Source organism: Pseudarthrobacter cellobiosi, assembly GCF_023913815.1.
Classification (GTDB): domain Bacteria; phylum Actinomycetota; class Actinomycetes; order Actinomycetales; family Micrococcaceae; genus Arthrobacter; species Arthrobacter cellobiosi.
Genome location: NZ_JAMXBK010000022.1, coordinates 72,546 through 89,166 on the forward strand (window position 1 = coordinate 72,546; position 16,621 = coordinate 89,166).

General features: G+C 65.2%; 11 protein-coding genes and 1 tRNA gene. 2 read left to right on the forward strand and 10 right to left on the reverse strand.

The window, feature by feature from the left end:
* The first annotated feature begins 38 nt into the window (after nt 1-38).
* Nucleotides 39-1,352 carry a Na+/H+ antiporter NhaA gene (nhaA, locus tag NG701_RS08255; protein WP_252566301.1) on the forward strand — a complete coding sequence of 438 codons (1,314 nt, stop codon included), beginning with the start codon at nt 39-41 and terminating at the stop codon, nt 1,350-1,352.
* Between the two features lie 55 nt (nt 1,353-1,407).
* On the opposite strand, the gene sufU is transcribed toward nhaA, so the two are convergent.
* The 9 genes from sufU to NG701_RS08300 form a co-directional block, all read right to left on the reverse strand.
* Entirely contained in the window at nt 1,408-1,857 is a 450-nt protein-coding gene (sufU, locus tag NG701_RS08260; RefSeq protein WP_252566303.1) for a Fe-S cluster assembly sulfur transfer protein SufU, read from the reverse strand.
* 24 nt (nt 1,858-1,881) lie between these two features.
* On the reverse strand, nt 1,882-3,207 hold the full coding sequence (locus NG701_RS08265; RefSeq protein ID WP_252566306.1) for a SufS family cysteine desulfurase: 1,326 nt from the start codon (nt 3,205-3,207) through the stop codon (nt 1,882-1,884).
* A gap of 501 nt (nt 3,208-3,708) precedes the next feature.
* The gene (locus tag NG701_RS08270) at nt 3,709-6,429 is read right to left on the reverse strand and encodes a helix-turn-helix transcriptional regulator (RefSeq protein WP_374208673.1); all 2,721 of its coding nucleotides are present in this window, start codon (nt 6,427-6,429) and stop codon (nt 3,709-3,711) included.
* Nucleotides 6,416-9,154: a LuxR family transcriptional regulator gene (locus NG701_RS08275; protein WP_252566309.1), complete on the reverse strand. Its 2,739-nt coding sequence runs from the start codon at nt 9,152-9,154 to the stop codon at nt 6,416-6,418. Before NG701_RS08275 ends, NG701_RS08270 begins: the two co-directional genes overlap by 14 nt.
* 112 nt (nt 9,155-9,266) lie before the next feature.
* On the reverse strand, nt 9,267-9,863 hold the full coding sequence (gene pth / locus NG701_RS08280) for an aminoacyl-tRNA hydrolase (RefSeq protein WP_252566312.1): 597 nt from the start codon (nt 9,861-9,863) through the stop codon (nt 9,267-9,269).
* A 79-nt stretch (nt 9,864-9,942) separates the two neighbouring features.
* On the reverse strand, nt 9,943-10,533 hold the full coding sequence (locus tag NG701_RS08285) for a 50S ribosomal protein L25/general stress protein Ctc (RefSeq protein ID WP_058929619.1): 591 nt from the start codon (nt 10,531-10,533) through the stop codon (nt 9,943-9,945).
* A 282-nt stretch (nt 10,534-10,815) separates the two neighbouring features.
* Entirely contained in the window at nt 10,816-11,796 is a 981-nt protein-coding gene (locus NG701_RS08290) for a ribose-phosphate diphosphokinase (RefSeq protein WP_056348072.1), read from the reverse strand.
* Nucleotides 11,796-13,277: a bifunctional UDP-N-acetylglucosamine diphosphorylase/glucosamine-1-phosphate N-acetyltransferase GlmU gene (gene glmU, locus NG701_RS08295; RefSeq protein ID WP_252566315.1), complete on the reverse strand. Its 1,482-nt coding sequence runs from the start codon at nt 13,275-13,277 to the stop codon at nt 11,796-11,798. The genes NG701_RS08290 and glmU overlap by 1 nt, the downstream gene beginning before the upstream one ends.
* 110 nt (nt 13,278-13,387) lie before the next feature.
* A tRNA-Gln gene (locus tag NG701_RS08300) sits at nt 13,388-13,459 on the reverse strand.
* Nucleotides 13,460-13,607: 148 nt separating this feature from the next.
* Here NG701_RS08300 and NG701_RS08305 point away from each other — a divergent pair.
* Complete coding sequence (locus NG701_RS08305; protein ID WP_252566318.1) at nt 13,608-14,252, forward strand: TetR/AcrR family transcriptional regulator; 645 nt, start codon at nt 13,608-13,610, stop codon at nt 14,250-14,252.
* A gap of 535 nt (nt 14,253-14,787) precedes the next feature.
* On the opposite strand, the gene NG701_RS08310 is transcribed toward NG701_RS08305, so the two are convergent.
* Entirely contained in the window at nt 14,788-16,614 is a 1,827-nt protein-coding gene (locus NG701_RS08310; RefSeq protein WP_252566320.1) for an ABC-F family ATP-binding cassette domain-containing protein, read from the reverse strand.
* Between the last annotated feature and the right edge of the window lie 7 nt (nt 16,615-16,621).

The window sequence follows — 16,621 nt, forward strand, 5'->3', positions numbered from 1 at the left end:
CAACAGTTTTGCCGACCCCTTAATTCCAGGAGCCACCCATGGCCAAGCGCCCATCCCGCCCCGCCTTCGCTGCCAGAGTCCTCAGCCGCTCAAGCTACCCCGAATTCCTGCGGATCTCAGAGATCCTCAGGCTGGAAACAGCCGGCGGTGCCCTCCTTTTGCTGGCCACAGCCGCGGCCCTCATCTGGGCCAACTCGCCGGCGGCTGAGGGCTACTTCGCGCTGCGTGACCTGAAAATCGGCTATGAGCCCTGGCACCTCCGGCTCTCTCTGGGGCATTGGGCGTCGGACGGTCTCCTGGCCATCTTTTTCTTCCTGGCCGGCCTGGAACTCAAGCGGGAGTTTGTCTCCGGTGAACTCCGCAAAGTGTCCAAGGCGGTGGTTCCGGTGGCCGCGGCCGTGGGCGGCGTGGCAGTTCCGGCCCTGATCTACACGCTGGTGAACCTGGGCCAGGACGCCGAGAGCCTGCGGGGCTGGGCCATTCCCACAGCCACCGATATCGCCTTTGCCCTGGCCGTGCTGGCCGTCATCAACACCCACCTGCCTGCGGCCCTCCGGACCTTCCTGCTCACCTTGGCCGTAGTGGATGACCTGCTGGCCATCGGCATCATCGCCTTCTTCTACTCGTCCGGACTGCAGCCGCTCTTCCTGTTAGCGGCACTGGTTCCGCTGGGGCTGTTTACCCTGCTGGCCCAGAGGAGGATCCGTAGCTGGTACCTGTTGCTGCCGCTGGCCGCCGCCACCTGGGGACTCGTGCACGCTTCCGGTATCCACGCCACGGTGGCCGGTGTGCTGCTCGCTTTTGCCGTGCCGGTACTGGCGTCGCGGAAACGTGGTGAGGCGGGTTCCGGTATGGCTGAGTCCCTGGAACACCGGCTCCGCCCGCTTTCGGCAGGTTTCGCCGTCCCGGTCTTCGCCTTCTTTTCCGCCGGAGTTGCCGTGGGCGGCCTCGACGGCTTTCGGTCGGCCCTGGCGGATCCCGTGGCGGTGGGAATTGTGGCTGCCTTGGTGGCCGGCAAAACGATTGGCGTGTTCGGTACTACCTACCTGATCACTAAGACCACCAGGGCAAAGCTCGACGACGGCCTGGCCTGGATCGATGTTGCCGGCCTTGCGATTTTGGCCGGAGTGGGCTTCACGGTGTCGCTGCTGATCGCCGAGCTGAGCTTCGGTGCGGGTTCGGCCTACGATGACCACGCGAAGGTGGCCATCCTCACCGGATCACTGGTTGCCGCCCTGCTCGCCACCGTGGTGCTCCGGCTGCGGAACCGGCATTACCGCGCAGTGGAACTTGCGGAACGGCATGATGCTGACGGCGACGGCATCCCGGACGTTTTCGAGCACCGGGGCTGACAGCGGCGCGGACCGGCCTCGGCCCGGCTTCGGCCCGGCTTCGGCCCGTGCGGGCCTAGGCTGCCTGGTTCAGGGCGTCCTCGGCGGCCACCCAGGAAATCATGGCGCACTTAACGCGCGCGGCGTAGCGGGCCACACCCTCGAAAGCCGCGGCGTCGCCCAGGATCTCGGGATCGGCGTGGATCTTCCCGCGCGAGCGGAGCACTTCGCGGAAGTTGCCAATGACGGCGTGGAGCTCGTCCACGGTCATCCCCTCCGCGAGTTCGCTGAGGACCGACGCCGATGCCATCGAGATGGAACACCCTTCGCCGTCCCAGGAGATCTGCGCCACCTTGCCGTCTTCCACAGCCACCCGCAGGGTCACTTCGTCGCCGCAGACCGGGTTGAGCTGGTGGGACTGGCCCGTGGACGCCCCCGCCGGCGCGGCGATGCCTGCCAGTCCGCTGCCGTGACGGGCTTTGGAATGGTCAAGGATGATCTGCTGATACAGCTGGTCAAGGCTCATGGTGGTGTACCTTCGGTGATCGCGCTAGACGCGGAAGTAGGAACGGACCCCGGCGACGGCTTGCAGGAAGGCATCGACGTCGTCGGTGGTGTTGTACAAGTAGGCGCTTGCCCTGGTGGTTGCGGTCAGGCCCAAGCGGCGGTGCAGCGGCTGGGCGCAATGGTGACCCACGCGGACGGCGATGCCCCGGGAATCCAGGAATTGCCCGACGTCGTGCGCGTGCACACCGTCGACGTGGAATGCGGCAAGGCCGATCCGTTCCTGTCCGGCGGCGGGCCCCAGCACGCGGATGCCGGGAATGGACTCCAGCCCCGCCACCATCCGCTGACCGAGCTCCGCTTCCCAGCGGTGCACGCGGTCGAGGCCGGTTTCCGTGAGGTAGTTGGCTGCGGCGGCCAGGGCAACGGCCTGCGAGATGCGCTGGGTGCCGGCCTCGAAGCGCTGCGGCGCTGGCAGGTACTCGGCCCGTTCCATGGTCACCGTGGTGATCATGGAACCGCCCGTGAGGAACGGCGGAAGCACGTCCAGGAGGTCCTGCTTGCCGTAGAGGACCCCGATTCCGGTAGGCGCCAGCATCTTGTGGCCGGAGAACACGGCGAAGTCGACGTCAAGCTCCTTGACGTTCAACGGCAGGTGCGGTGCTGACTGGCAGGCGTCCAGGACCACGAGGGCTCCGGCCTGCCGCCCCAGCGCAACCAGTTCCTGTACGGGATTAATTGTGCCCAACACGTTGGAGGCGTGGGTGAACGCCAGAACCTTAGTTTTGCTTCCCAGGATCTCGGCCGCAATATCCAGCCGCAGGGCACCGGCGTCGTCGATGGGGATATAGCGCAACGTGGCGCCGGTGCGGAACGCCAGTTCCTGCCAAGGGATGAGGTTGGCGTGGTGCTCCATTTCGGTTACCACGATCTGGTCACCCGGGCCCACTGCGAGGTCTTTGAGCCGGGCGTCACCGCGCCCCTGCGCGGCCCACAGCGCGGCGTTGGACAGTGCGTAGCTGACCAGGTTCAGGCCTTCGGTGGCGTTGGAGGTCCACACCGTTTCCGCGTAATCGGCACCGATGAAGTCCGCTATGGTCTGGCGGGCATCTTCGAAAACCTCTGTGGCTTCCACGGCAAGATAGTGGGCACCGCGGTGCACCGCAGCGTTGCGCTGTTCGTAAAACTCCTGCTCAGCTTCGATGACACTCAGCGGGTTTTGCGAGGTGGCGCCCGAATCGAGGTACACCAGGGGCTGGCCGTTCACCAGCTGGCCAAGGACGGGGAAGTCGTTTCGAATCCTGAGGACTTCGGCGTTATCCATGGCGGGCACTGCGCGTTCCAGCGTGGCAGGCGTTGATACTAGGGCCAAAGCTAACTCCTTGAGATGCCAATGGATTGACACTCAATTGTCCCACAACACCACTGTGGCGGCGGCCCGATGGGCAACCGCCACAGCAGCTCCGGGCTTCAGCCCGCGGAGGTGAGGGCCGGCGACGGCTGGGGGGAGAGTCTCGGTCTCAGAAGACTCTGACGTCGCCGGCCCCGCTTCGATCCAGCCCCAGGGGCCGGAAATTTGCTTCAAAAAGAGGCCTGAAAGTCCGTTGGCCGGACCGCGGTTTTGGCTCCGTGTTTTCCTGCCGCACTAAGTCAATCGCATGCTGAAGCTCAGCACACGAGTAGGCAGTACTCTACTTTTTTGGGCCAGGGCTACGCGTTTCCGGACGTCCGTACGCAGGGTCCCGGACGCATGGCGTCCGTATGCAGGGTCCCGGACGCATGGCGTCCGTACTCAGGGCGTCCGTACTCAGGGCGACCGTACTCAGGGCGACCGTACTCAGGGCGACCGCAGGCAGGGCGACCGCAGGCAGGCCTAGTGCGGAAGGGCTGAAGCCAGTTCGTCGCGGCTCCGCACGCCGAGTTTGACGTACGTCCGGTAAAGGTGGCCCTCCACAGTACGCACGGACACCATGAGCCTTTGTGCGATCTCCCGGTCGGTGAGACCTTGCACAGCGAGCTCTACGATGTCCTGTTCCCGGCGGGTGAGGTGCACGCTGGGTGCTGCGGCGATGAAGTGGCCTTCCCGGAACCGCTCGCCCAGTTCGTGGTCACACTTCTCCCGCAGGGCCACCGCCTGACGGGCCCGCCGACGCTCGCCGGAGCTCTCCAGGACGGTGCTCGACCGCGCGTAGGCTTCCCGCGCAAGGTTCACGAATCCCGCGCCTTCAAGCATGGCTGCCGTTTCCATGATGGAATCTGCGTCCGCGGACTCCCAATGCCCCGCCAAGGTGAACATTGCCGCGGCCCAGCGGCCTTCAACGCTCCCCGCCAGTGAGTGGACCAAAGGGATCACGGAATGATCGCCCAGGTCCCAGCAGAGAGCCAAGAGTTCCAGGAGTGTCCCGGCCCGGGTGGTCACCTCGGGCGTGGTGGCCAGTGTGTGGAGGGACGCCAAGCCTTTTCCGTCATGCGCCACATACTCGGATGCTGCTGCGGCGTACGCCTTTGCAAGGAGTCCGTAGCCGGTGGAGCCCTGCGGTGAATCCTTGTAATCCAGCTCAAGCCGGCCGGCCTGGGCGGCGTCACCGAGTCTCGCCGCTACATAAAACGCCAGCCCGGAACCAAACCGGAACATCTGCAGCGGATCGTTGAGCCTCAAGGTCTCCACCGCCGGCAACAGCGTTTGGTAGGCGCGTTCCATCCGCCCCTGCCGCAGCAGCGAGTAGCCACGGAGCACCTCGAGGCTGCCGCCGAAATATGCGACACCCCGCGGCTGTCCGGCAGCATAGTTCGCCAACTCCCCTTCCGCCAAGTCCCACTCCCCCATGGCCAGGTAATCTGCCACCAGGCGGCCAAGGACAAATTCATTGAAGAAGAACACGCCACCCTGCAGGGAGGGAAGTTCCGAGACTGCCAGCAATGCGGTATCCAGCCCCTGGACGGCACGTCCGGCCGAGGCGAGCGAATGGGCCAGCAGCGCCAGGCCCACAGCACGCAGGGCGTCGTCCGTGGCATCGCCGGCGCGGCTGCTCCGAAGTTCCTGGACCTCGGCCTCCAAGGCCTGGTGGTTGCCTGCCTCGCAAAGTTCCAAAAGACGGAATAAGCGCTCCTGCCAGGGCCCGGCCGTCGCACCGGCTGTCGCTTGGGAATTCGGCGGCACAGCATCCGGGCAAGCCGTCATGGCGCCTGAACGCTGAAGCGCTTCGCGGGAATCGGCTGCGAATACTGACAGCGGCGTTCCCAGTGCCTGGTGGGCCATGGCCCTGAGCATCAGGACCGGAACAGCCCGGGCGCCGTTCCCCAGCTGCAGCCAGCATCCGTCCAGGAGCTTGGCCGCACCCACAAAGTCGCCTTCATTGAACAAGGCCCGTGCCTGGACAGCCTGTGCTTGCGGCACGAGGTCCGGGTCCGCGACCTTCGCCGCCATCGTCCGGCTGCTCCGGTTCCGGGAGTGGACCAAGGCGGTGCCGGCCGCTTCAAGCAATTCGGGATCGGATATTTTCAATCCACATTCGAGGGCCCATTCCACGGCCCTCATGCTGCCTTCTGACCCTTCGGGAGCGGTTCCCAGCTGATCCCGGATCTTTTCAAGCAGCTGCAGGCTCCGGGACACCGAGATACTGGTGCGGAGCGCCTCACCGAACACGGAGTTCCAGATCCGGAGATCGGCTGGGACGCCGGAACTTTCCACCATCATCTGCTGGTCCAGCAGCGTGCGCACCACTTCGGCGCCAAAAATGTCCTCGATCACCTTCCGGCTCACGGGCCCGGCGAGGGCGACAAGTTTCAGTACTTCCTGCTCTTCCGGGCTGCGCCGGAGCATGTCCTTCACCACCACCTCGGTGAGCCTGGGTCCGTCGGCAGGCAAGGGGCCCAGCAGCATCCAGATCCCGTTCCGCTTTGCGAGTTCGCCCCGCTCTGCGGCATCGTGCAGCAAGGCGTCAAGAATCCGCGGATTTCCGCCTGACGTGCTCCAGATAGTGTCGATGGTTCCGGACGGGACTGTACCATCAAGTGCGTGTGAGAGGACTTCCTCGATCTGCTCCCGGTTCATGGGACGGAGATCCACACGGTCAGCCAGGCCGTCATACCAGAGTTGCGCGAGCGGCTGGGGCAGCCCGGGCCGCGGCCTGCCGGCAGCAAGCACGGTGGCCCAGCCGGCGGAGATCATGTCAGCCACGATGCTGGCCGTTGCCTCGTCCAGGTGATGGGCGTCATCCATCACCAGAAGCAACGGGGTATCCTTGCCGGCTTTCAGCTTCTCAAAGTACCTCCACACGGACCGCAGCACAGCCACCGGAGACACGGAGTCTTCGGCCGTCAGCTCCGCCGTGTAGGGCGCCAAAACTCCAAAGGGAACGCCGGACAGCGACGAACTTCCATGGATCTGAACAATGATCATCTCCTGGGAAAGCCGCTCGGTGATGGCCTCGGTCAGAGTTGACTTCCCGATGCCCGGGCCCGCCATGAGGAACACGGCCTGGCTCGTGCGGCTGCGAATGATGTTGCAGATCCGGTCCAGCGGTTCACGCCGGCCAGTGAGCAGTCGATATGGCGTTCCCGGTTTGGCAGCGTGGCCGTTAGACGAGTCCAGTCAGATCACCCCTGGACGTCACTCCGAGCTTGGTAAAAACCTGGTAAAGGTGGCCTTCCACAGTGCGCACGGACACGCCCATCTCCACAGCAATGTCACGGTTGGACGCGCCCCGGCCGGCCAGCCGCGCGATCTGCCGCTCCCTGGCGGTCAGCAGCGGGCTGCCGCTGCTCGGCACGATCGGCAGGCTTGCCACGGTGGCTGCGAGGATGTCCAGCCGGGCCTGTGCAGTCCTGGCGGAGACCGAGTCACCGGCCTGCCGGGCGTAGTCAACGGCCAGCGCCATGCACCGGGCCTCAACGGCATCCAGTTCCAGGGTGGCCGCCAGTTCCCCGCCGGCAAGCAACGTTTTGGCGTCGCGGGTGCGGCTGCCCACGGCGATCAGCCGCGAAATTTCCGCCAAGGGGCCCTGGCGATGCCCGGCCACTTGTTCCATCAGCCGGAAGTCCGCTTCCGTGCCGTTGACCGTGGCTCCGAGCAGGCTGATCCCGGCCAGGGTGAACCTGCCTGCTGCGATGTCACGGCGAGCTGACTGCTTGAGACGGGTGGCCGCGTCATTGTCCCCCAGCCATCGGGCGGCCATATCAGCGCAGAATTCGGTGCGGCTCCGGGTGGCATGATCAGCGGCACCTGCCGTCCGCTGCAGCCTGTCAAGATACTTCCGGGACTGCCCGGCATTGCCGATCTGCGCATACGCGAAGGCGATGGCGGCGTAGGCGGCGCGGAGCATGCTCTGGACGGGCCGCAGTTCCAGCTGGGCAGCGGCCGAGAGCAGCGAATCAAGGGCAACGGCGCCGCGACCCGAGTACACGTAAGCGATGCCGGCCGCGAGCTCCGCGGCGGCGCTCCGGTAAGGGAGCCGGTGGAACTCGCGCGCGGAAGGCGGATCCAGAAGGTCGATGCACCGGCGCCATTGCCCTGCCATCAGGAGCACGTTGTACGCTCGGCCGGCGAACCTCTCGCGCAGCCCCACGATCTCGGCGGCGTCCGAGATCTGCCCGCCCAGCTGCCTCATCAGGCTCAGGGCGTCCATTTCCCGCCCGGCCATGGACAGGGCGCTCATGAGGATCACCGCTGAGTTCATCCTGAACCAGGTGTCCGGATTCTGCCCGGGGTCCGCAGCGGCTTCCAGTGCCGGCAAGGCGGAGGCGTAGTCCCCCACGAAAGCCTGGTACTCGAATTCGCTGAGGCTGATCCGGTTGGCCGCAGCAGCCAGCGGCTCCGGCCAGCCCTTCGCGATTCCTGGCTCCACGTCCAGCCGCTCCCGTGCCGTCTGCAGCAGCGCCGGCACCCGGGCGGTGTGTTCGGGGAGCCAGACCATAACCCGAGATTTGGCCGCGACCACCCGGGCGAACTCCTCAACGTCCAGGTTGTCCAGCTGCGGCTGGGAAATATCGTCCAGTGCTGCCATGGCCTGCACCGGGAGGTCCATGAGCAGGTACGCTGCCGCTTTCTGCCGCTGGGCAGGCACCCATTGAGGGTCATTCCGCTTCAGCGTGTCGGCATACTTGAGGGCAAAATGAGGGTCAAAGAGCTGCACTGCGGCCTCGGCAGCGGCCAGCGCCATGGCCGGACTCAGCTCCGCCTCGCATTCCTGGGTCCAGGCGCCGAACGCCATCAGTTCTTCCACCGTCATCGTGGCAGGGTCAGGTTCCTTGCCGCCCAGGAGCAGGCTCCGCAGTTCCCTTCGCCGAGTGATGCTGAGCCAGGAGCGGACAACGTCGCCGAGGTACTTTTCACGCAGTGAAACCCATCGGTTGTCCGAAGCATCGATCTCCAGCAGGCCCGAATCCTCCATGTCCGCCACCACACCGGCACCGTACACGGTGGTCAGCCTTGACAGTTCCACGCTGCGGGCGCAGGAAAGCATCTCGATGACATCCCGTTCCTCCGGAGACTTCCGGGTCCACTGGGACCGGACGATGTCGTCGAGGCTGGCCGCGCCGTCGAGCACCACCTTGTCCCGAAGAGTCCAGACGGAGTCCGACAGAACCAGGTTCCCCGAATGCTGCTGCTCGGTTACAAGCGCTTTCAGGAGCAGGGGGTTGCCGCCAACCATGGTGTGGAAAGTGCTGACCAGGGAGGACGAAACGCGGTGGCCCAGCAGGGAAAGCAGCACCTGGCGGGTCTGCAGCTCATTGAGGTTGTCCAGCCTGACCTCGGTGAGCCGGCGGTCGTTGAGGAGCCAGTGGAAGTCGGCCGGAAGATCACTAACCATGGGTGCCACGGCCACCATGCGGGCGGTCCCGGTCAGGAGGATGTTGAGCAGGACGCCAGCGCTCATATCATCAAAGCTGCCGGCGGTGTCCAGGGTGATGACACACTGGCGCCCCGCGGCATCGCTTTTGATGAGGGACGTAATGCCACGGAGGATGGCTGTGGGCGACCCCATGTACGCCTGGGGAAGACGCGCCAGCAGGAAAGCCAGGCAACCGTAGGGTGTTGTGCCGGACGACGGTCCGCTGCGCAGCTGCAACGTCCAGATATCCGGGCCAAGCTCGGCGACGGCTGTCCTGGCCAAGGATGATTTACCTACACCGCGTCCGCCGGTGATGACGACTCCCAGGGAGTCGAGGCTGGTCAGGGCGATACGGACCGCCTCGAGGTTGGCGCTCCGCGCGGGCACGGACCATCGCTGCGGCTCTGATACGCCAGCAGTGTCGGTGCGCAGCTCAAGGTCGTTGAGCGGTGACCCACGTCCCCAGCTGAGTGGCTCGATTGACATGAACTTGTCCCCTACATCCCACTAAAGCGGGATAAGCCCCATCGCTCCCCCGCTTAGGAAGAAGACTACCCCTTGGCACACGCAGGTAAACAGGGACAGGCGGTTTTAAGTTTTATTGCTGAACGTCTGACCTAGCCGGATGGAACTTCTGCTGGGCCGCAGTCAGTCCTTCCCTGACCAGCATCTCCACCGCATCAGCCGCCTCATCGAGCAGGAACGGAAGGTCCTTGCGCTCTGCAGTGCCAAAATCGCGCAGGACATAGTCTGCAGTGTCCATCCGCCCTGGAGGGCGGCCCACGCCCACCCGTACCCGCAGGTAATCCTTGGTGGCCAGCGCCTTGGACATGTCCCTGAGGCCGTTGTGGCCGCCCTCACCGCCGCCGCATTTCAGCTTTATGGTGTTGAACGGAATATCAATCTCATCGTGCACCGCGACAACATGGTCAGGATCAATGCCGTAAAAATTTGCCAGGCCGGCCACCGGGCCGCCGGAAACGTTCATATAGCTCATCGGCTTGGACAGCACCACCCGGGGACCGCCGATCCCCAGCCGTCCTTCGAGCACCTGGGCGCGTGCCTTGTGGGTTTTGAACTTGCCGCCCATCCGGCCCGCGAGTTCGTCCAGGACCATCTGGCCGACATTGTGCCGGTTGCCCTTGTATTCGGCCCCGGGGTTTCCGAGGCCAACGATCAGCCAGGTGTCAGTCATTATTCAATCCTAAGGTGGTCCGGACATGGCTGTGGCCGGACCCCGACAGGGCCCGGCCACAAATAAAGCGGTGCCGTTATTACTCGCCTGCGACTGCGGCTGCGGAGTCAGCCTGTGCCTCTTCCTCAGAGACCTCAGTGGCCTCGGAGATGTGGACAACCAGTGCGTCGGCGTCGGCCAGCAGGACCGAACCCTTCGGCAGGACCAGGTCGGAAGCGTGGATGTGCTGTCCGGCGGAGCGGCCTTCAATGTCGACCTCGATGGCGGTGGGCAGGTGGGTTGCCTCGGCCTCAAGGGAGATGACGGTGAGTTCCTGGTTGAAGACGCTGCCCGGAGCCAGTTCGCCAACGATGTGAACCGGGATGTCCACGGTGACTTTCTCGCCCTTGATGACGGTCAGCAGGTCGATGTGCTCGATGATCTGCTTGATGGGGTCGCGCTGGACGTCCTTGACCAGGGCCAGGTGCTCTTCGCCGTTGACGTCCAGGGACAGGAGGGCGTTGGCTTTGCGGACTGCCAGCGTGGTGGCCTTGGCCGGAAGCGTGATGTGGATCGGCTCGGCGCCGTGGCCGTAGATGACGGCGGGGATCAGGTTGGCCATGCGCGCACGGCGGGCGAAGCCCTTGCCGAATTCGGTGCGTACTTCTGCTGCGAGCTTCTGCTCAGACATGTGTATCTCCTCGGAAGACTAAAAGGTGTTCAGCAAGGGCGGAGGTCTGTTACGACCTTCAACGCCGGGCGGCCGTGAGGCGGCCCTTCCAGAAGGGAGATTCAGACCCAGTCGATAACGGAGACCTGCAGACCGGTTTCCCGGATGCTCTCCCTCGCCAAGGTATCGTGAAAAAGCTTACCAGCGCCGGACCCAATTACAGAAAACGGCGGTGATTGAGCCTGATTGCGGTGGTTGAGCCTGTCGGGTTTCGACGGGCTCAACCACCAAAAGCTTGGAGATTCAAGCGTTGCCGTCGAACAGGCTGGTGACCGAACCGTCGTCGAACACTTCGCGGATGGCCCGGGCGATCAGCGGTGCGATGGACAGCACCGTCAACTGCGGGAACTGCTGATTCGCAGTGAGGGGCAACGTATTGGTGACCACCACTTCGCGGGCGCCGGACTCGGACAGCCGCTGTGCCGCGGGCTCGGAGAAGACAGCGTGCGTCGCGGCGATGATGACGTCTTTGGCCCCGGCGTTCTTCAGGACCTGGACTGCACCGGAAATGGTGCCGCCGGTGTCGATCATGTCGTCGATCAGGACGCAGGTCCGGCCCTCAATCTGGCCCACAACGGTCTTGGAGACGGCCTGGTTGGGAACGGTGAGGTCACGGCTCTTGTGGACAAACGCCAGCGGCGCTCCGCCCAGGCGTTCGGCCCACTGCTCCGCGACGCGCACCCGGCCGGTGTCCGGCGACACCACGGTGACGTTGTCGGCGGCGACACGCGTGCGGATGTAATCGGCCAGGAGCGGGATGGCCATGAGGTGGTCCACAGGCCCGTCGAAGAAGCCCTGGATCTGCGAGGTGTGCAGGTCAACGCTCATGATGCGGTCAGCGCCGGCGGTCTTGTACAGGTCCGCCACCAGGCGGGCGGAAATGGGCTCGCGGCCGCGGCCCTTTTTGTCCTGCCGCGCATACGGGTAGAACGGGGATACCACGGTAATGCGCTTGGCGGAAGCCCGCTTCAGCGAATCGATCATGATCAGCTGTTCCATGAGGTGGTTGTTCAACGGAGCCGGGTGGGCCTGGATGACGAACGCGTCGGTTCCCCGGACGCTTTCGCCGGCGCGGACGTAAATCTCCCCGTTGGCGAAGTCGTAGGCATCAACGGGCAGCAGCTCGGTACCCAGTTCCTTGGCGATTTCCCGCGCCAGTTCGGGGTGCGCCCGCCCAGCGGCAAGCACCAGCTTCTTCTCGCCGCGTGCCGTAATTTCGCTCATTATCGCTGGTCCTCTTCTGTCGATGCTGGGGTATGTGAGGAATCTGAGGTGGCCGCCTGCGCCAGTTCCGCCGAGCGTGAGCCGGGGCGGTTGGCCACAACCCAGCCCTCGGCGTTGCGCTGCGCTGCAACGGACAGGACGAGCGCCCCTGCCGGGACGTCCTTGCGGATCACCGCGCCGGCGCCGCTGTAGGCACCGTCCCCCACGGTGACCGGTGCAACAAAGACTGTGTTGGAACCTGTGCGGACGCCCGAGCCGATCACCGTGCGGTGCTTCTTCTCGCCGTCGTAATTGGCCGTGATGTTGCCGCAGCCAATGTTAGTGTCCTCGCCGATTTCGGCGTCGCCGGCGTAGCCGAGGTGGGAAAGTTTGGAGCCGCGGCCAATCGTGACGTTTTTGGTTTCGTAGAACGCACCGATCTTGCCGGTGTCGCCGAGCACTGTGCCGGGACGCAGGTACGTGAAGGGGCCGACGGCGGCGTCCGCGCCGATCACGGCACCGGAACCGTGGGTGCGGGTCACCTTGGTGCGCTCGCCGATGCTGACATCGGTCAGGGTGGTGTCGGGGCCGACGACGGCGTCCCTCGCCACGGTGGTGGCGCCGTGCAGCTGCGTGTTCGGCAGGATGCGGACGTCCTCGTCCAGGGCGACGGCGGAATCGATCCAGGTGGTGGCGGGGTCAACCACTGTGACGCCGGCGCGCATCCAGGCTTCAACGGTGCGGCGGTTCAGTTCCGCGCCGAGGGCGGAGAGCTGCACACGGTCATTGGCGCCCTCCACCTGCCAGCGGTCTTCGGTGACCACGGCGGCAACCCGGCCGCCCGACTGCCGCGCGAGGCCCAGCACGTCGGTGAGGTACTTTTCACCCTGCGAATTGTCGGTGGTGATGTGGACCAGCGCGTCACGGAGGACATCGGCGTCGAAAGCGTAGATCCCGGAATTGACCTCGCGGATCAGGCGTTCGGTTTCCGTTGCATCCTTGTGCTCGCGGATGCCGGTCACGGAGCTGTCATCACCTCGGAGAATGCGTCCGTAGCCCGTGGCATCATCCAGCAGCGCGGTGAGCACGGTGACGGCATTGGCCTCCCGCTCATGTGTGGCCACCAGGTCCGCCAACAGGCTGCCGGTCAGGAGCGGAACATCGCCGTAAGTAACTACTACGGTGCCTGCGAGTTTTTCCTGGGCGTCCAGTGCCTGCACTGCCACCTCAACGGCGCGGCCGGTGCCGGGGACGTCGTCCTGGTCCACGATCAGGGCTTCGGGGTCTAGCTCCTTCAGGTGGCGGGCAACCAGATCCCGCTCGTGTCGGACCACCAGGGCCAGCCGTCCGGGGTTAATGCTGCGGGCTGCCAGCAGGGCGTGGCCCACCATGGACCGGCCGCCGATTTCGTGCAGGATCTTCGGCGTACGGGATTTCATCCGGGTACCGGCGCCTGCTGCCAGAACAATGACGGCGGCTGGGCCGGTAGTCTCGGGGATCACGTACGGGTTCTCCTTGCTTGGTTGCGCGTTGCGCTGGGCGCGGTGCCTGTCCGGCCAAAATCCACGGCGGGGCACCGAGTTCATCCTACTGGACGGTCTTCGCACAGCAGTTCCGCCCATAGGATTCGAACCTATACTCCACGGCTCCAAAGGCCGGGGTGCTGCCATTACACCAGGGCGGACCATGCCACAGGCGCAAAGGCCAAGGCACAAGTATTTATTTTGCCATGGCTTCAGGGCAGCCCGCGACATTGGCGGGAATCACGGCAGCCAGGCCTCTGTCCCACCACGGGTTCCAACTGTTTCAGCGTGCTAGGGCATGATGGAAATGTGAGCAATAACCCACCCCGGACACGGATGACAGGCGTACAGCGGCGCAGCCAGCTGATCGACGTCGGCCGTGGCCTTTTTGCCGCGCGCGGGCTCGACGGGACCACCATTGAGGAAATTGCGGCCTGTGCCGGTGTTTCCAAGCCCGTGATCTACGAACATTTCGGCTCCAAAGAGGGCCTCTACACGCAGGTGGTGGACTTCGAGTTCCACATCCTGCTGGACTCGATCACCGCTGCCCTGACCGAAGAAGGCAAACCACGGGTCCTGGTGGAACGCGCCGCCCTGGCCCTCCTCACCTACATCGAGGACCGCGCGGAGGGCTTCCGGATCCTGATGCGGGACGCCCCGCCGTCGCAGCCCGAAGGCGCCTTCTCCACCCTGCTGTCCCAGGTCACCGCCCGCGTGGAACACATCCTGTCCGACGAATTCCACCGCCGCGGCTTCAGCGCCCAGGACGGCGCCATGTACGCGCAGATGCTCGTGGGCATGGTGGCAATGACCGGCCAATGGTGGCAGGACAGCCGCCAGCCCGACAAACACACCGTAGCCGCGCACCTGGTCAACCTCGCCTGGAACGGCCTCACAGGCCTCCAAAAAGACCCCGAGCTCCGCACCGAAGATTCAGCGCGAACGGACACTTAAGCCCCTGCGCGAGCGAAGTGTCCCGGGGTTGCGTGCGCTCGTGGTCACCTACGCGGCGCAGGAGCCCTTCGCCGTCGCTTAGACACGAGCCATAGGGGCCCAACGGTCGCTGAGCGACCTTGTGTGCCCGATGGCCCGCGATGCGCGACTACGCGAAGGTCCCCCGCCCCGCTATTGCCGAAAGTTCCGTTCGGCGATCTCCGCCGCGCCGCTACAGCCGACACGTCTGTTCGGGCGCCCTCCACGAGTACCCCCTGCCGAACGTTCCGCTCGGGTGCCTGCTGTTCCACGGAGGGAGGTGAGGTGCTTTGTCGGGAGGCGGTCCATCGGGTAGGTGACTTCCGCTCGCCGGAGACGGTCCTTCGAAAAGGAGCGCATCGCGGCGCATCGGGACGGAAGCTCGCTCAGCGAGCGAGTGGCCCCTTTGCGTCGTGTCTAAGCGACGTCGAAGGGCCGACTGCGGTACCCAAGCCGCACGGACGCGGAAGGACCGGCTGCGGCACCCAAACCACACCCGTCCTACCAAGCAGAAGGGCTACTCGCCGAGGACTTCCAGGGCTTCCATCCATTCGAGTTCGAGGGCTTCGCGGTCGGTGGCGAGGTCCTTGAGTTTTTTGTTCTGGTCGGCGAGGGCGTCGAAGTCGGATGCTGCGGTGCTCTTGACCATCTGGTCGTGAATCTTCTTTTCTTGCTGTTCCAGTTTGCCCAGCTGGCGCTCGATCCGGTTTTTGGCCTTCCGGGCGTCGCGCTTTTCGGCTTCGGAGGAACCGGAGGCTGCGGGGGCGGAGCTGCCGCTCGGACCGGTGACGGGGTTGCCGCCGCCGGTGATCGTGGAGCCGGCCAGGGCGGATTCGCGCAGTTCGAGGTACTGGTCCACGCCGCGCGGCAGGGCGCGGATCTTGCCGTCGCCCAGCAGGGCCATCTGGTGGTCGGTGACGCGCTCCAGCAGGTAGCGGTCGTGGCTGACCACAACGAGCGTGCCCGGCCAGCCGTCGAGTACGTCTTCGACGGCGGCGAGGGTGTCGGTGTCGAGGTCGTTGGTGGGCTCATCGAGCATCAGCACGTTCGGCTCCCCCACCAGCAGGCGCAGGAGCTGGAGGCGCCGGCGCTCACCACCGGAGAGGTCCCGGACCGGGGTCCACTGCTTCTCGTTGGTGAAGCCGAGCTGCTCCACGAGCTGGCCCGCCGTGAATTCCTTGCCGCCCACGTTGAAGGACCGCTTTTCGCGCTCAATGACTTCAATCACGCGCAGGTCCGAGACGTCGTCGAGCTCTTTGACCTCCTGGGTCAGCACGGCGGTGACCACGGTCTTGCCGCGCTTGACCTTGCCGGATGACGGCTCAATTTGGCCGTTGAGGAGTTTCAATAGGGTGGTCTTGCCGGCGCCGTTGACGCCCACCAGGCCCAGCCGCTCACCGGGGGCAAGCCGCAGGGTGATGTTGTCGAAGAGTTTCTGTCCGGGGTCGCCGCCGAGGAAGTCGAGCGTGACGTTCTCAAGGTCCAGGACGTCCTTGCCGAGCCGGGCGGTGGCCATCTTGCTCAGGGCTGTGGAGTCACGCGGCTCGGGGACGTCGGCGATGAGGGCGTTCGCGGCCTCGATGCGGAATTTCGGCTTGGCCGTGCGGGCCGGAGCGCCGCGGCGCAGCCAGGCGAGTTCCTTTTTCACGAGCATCTGGCGCTTGCCTTCCATAACATTCGCCGCGCGGTCACGTTCGGCACGGGCCAGCACGTAGGCCGCGTAGCCGCCGTCGAACGGGTCCATGATGCCGTCGTGGATTTCCCAGGTCTTGGTGCAGACTTCGTCCAGGAACCAGCGGTCGTGGGTGACCACCAGGAAGGCGCCCTGGTTGGCCCGCCACCGGGTCTTCAGGTGCCGGGACAGCCAGGCGACACCTTCGACGTCGAGGTGGTTGGTCGGTTCGTCGAGCATGATGACGTCATGGTCCTCGATCAGCAGCTTGGCCAGCGCCACCCGCCGCTTCTGCCCGCCGGAGAGGGCGTGGACGTTGGCATGCCAGTCGACGTCGGACACCAGGCCGCCCATGACTTCGCGGATCTGGGGGTTGCGGGCCCATTCATAGTCGGCCTGGTCGCCGACGATCGCAGCGCCCACCGTGAGGTCGCCGTCGAGCACGTCGCTCTGGTCCAGGTAGCCGATGTTGACTTCGCTGCGCTTGGTCACCCGGCCCGAGTCCGGGGTGGAGCGCATGGCCAGCAGGCGCATCAGCGTGGACTTGCCGTCGCCGTTCCGGCCCACCATGCCGATCCTGTCACCTTCCTCGAGTCCGAGGGTGATGCCGTCCAGGACGGTGCGCGTTGCGTACGAAACCGTAAGGTTTTCGCCGCCAAGAAGGTGTGCCAAGAGGGAC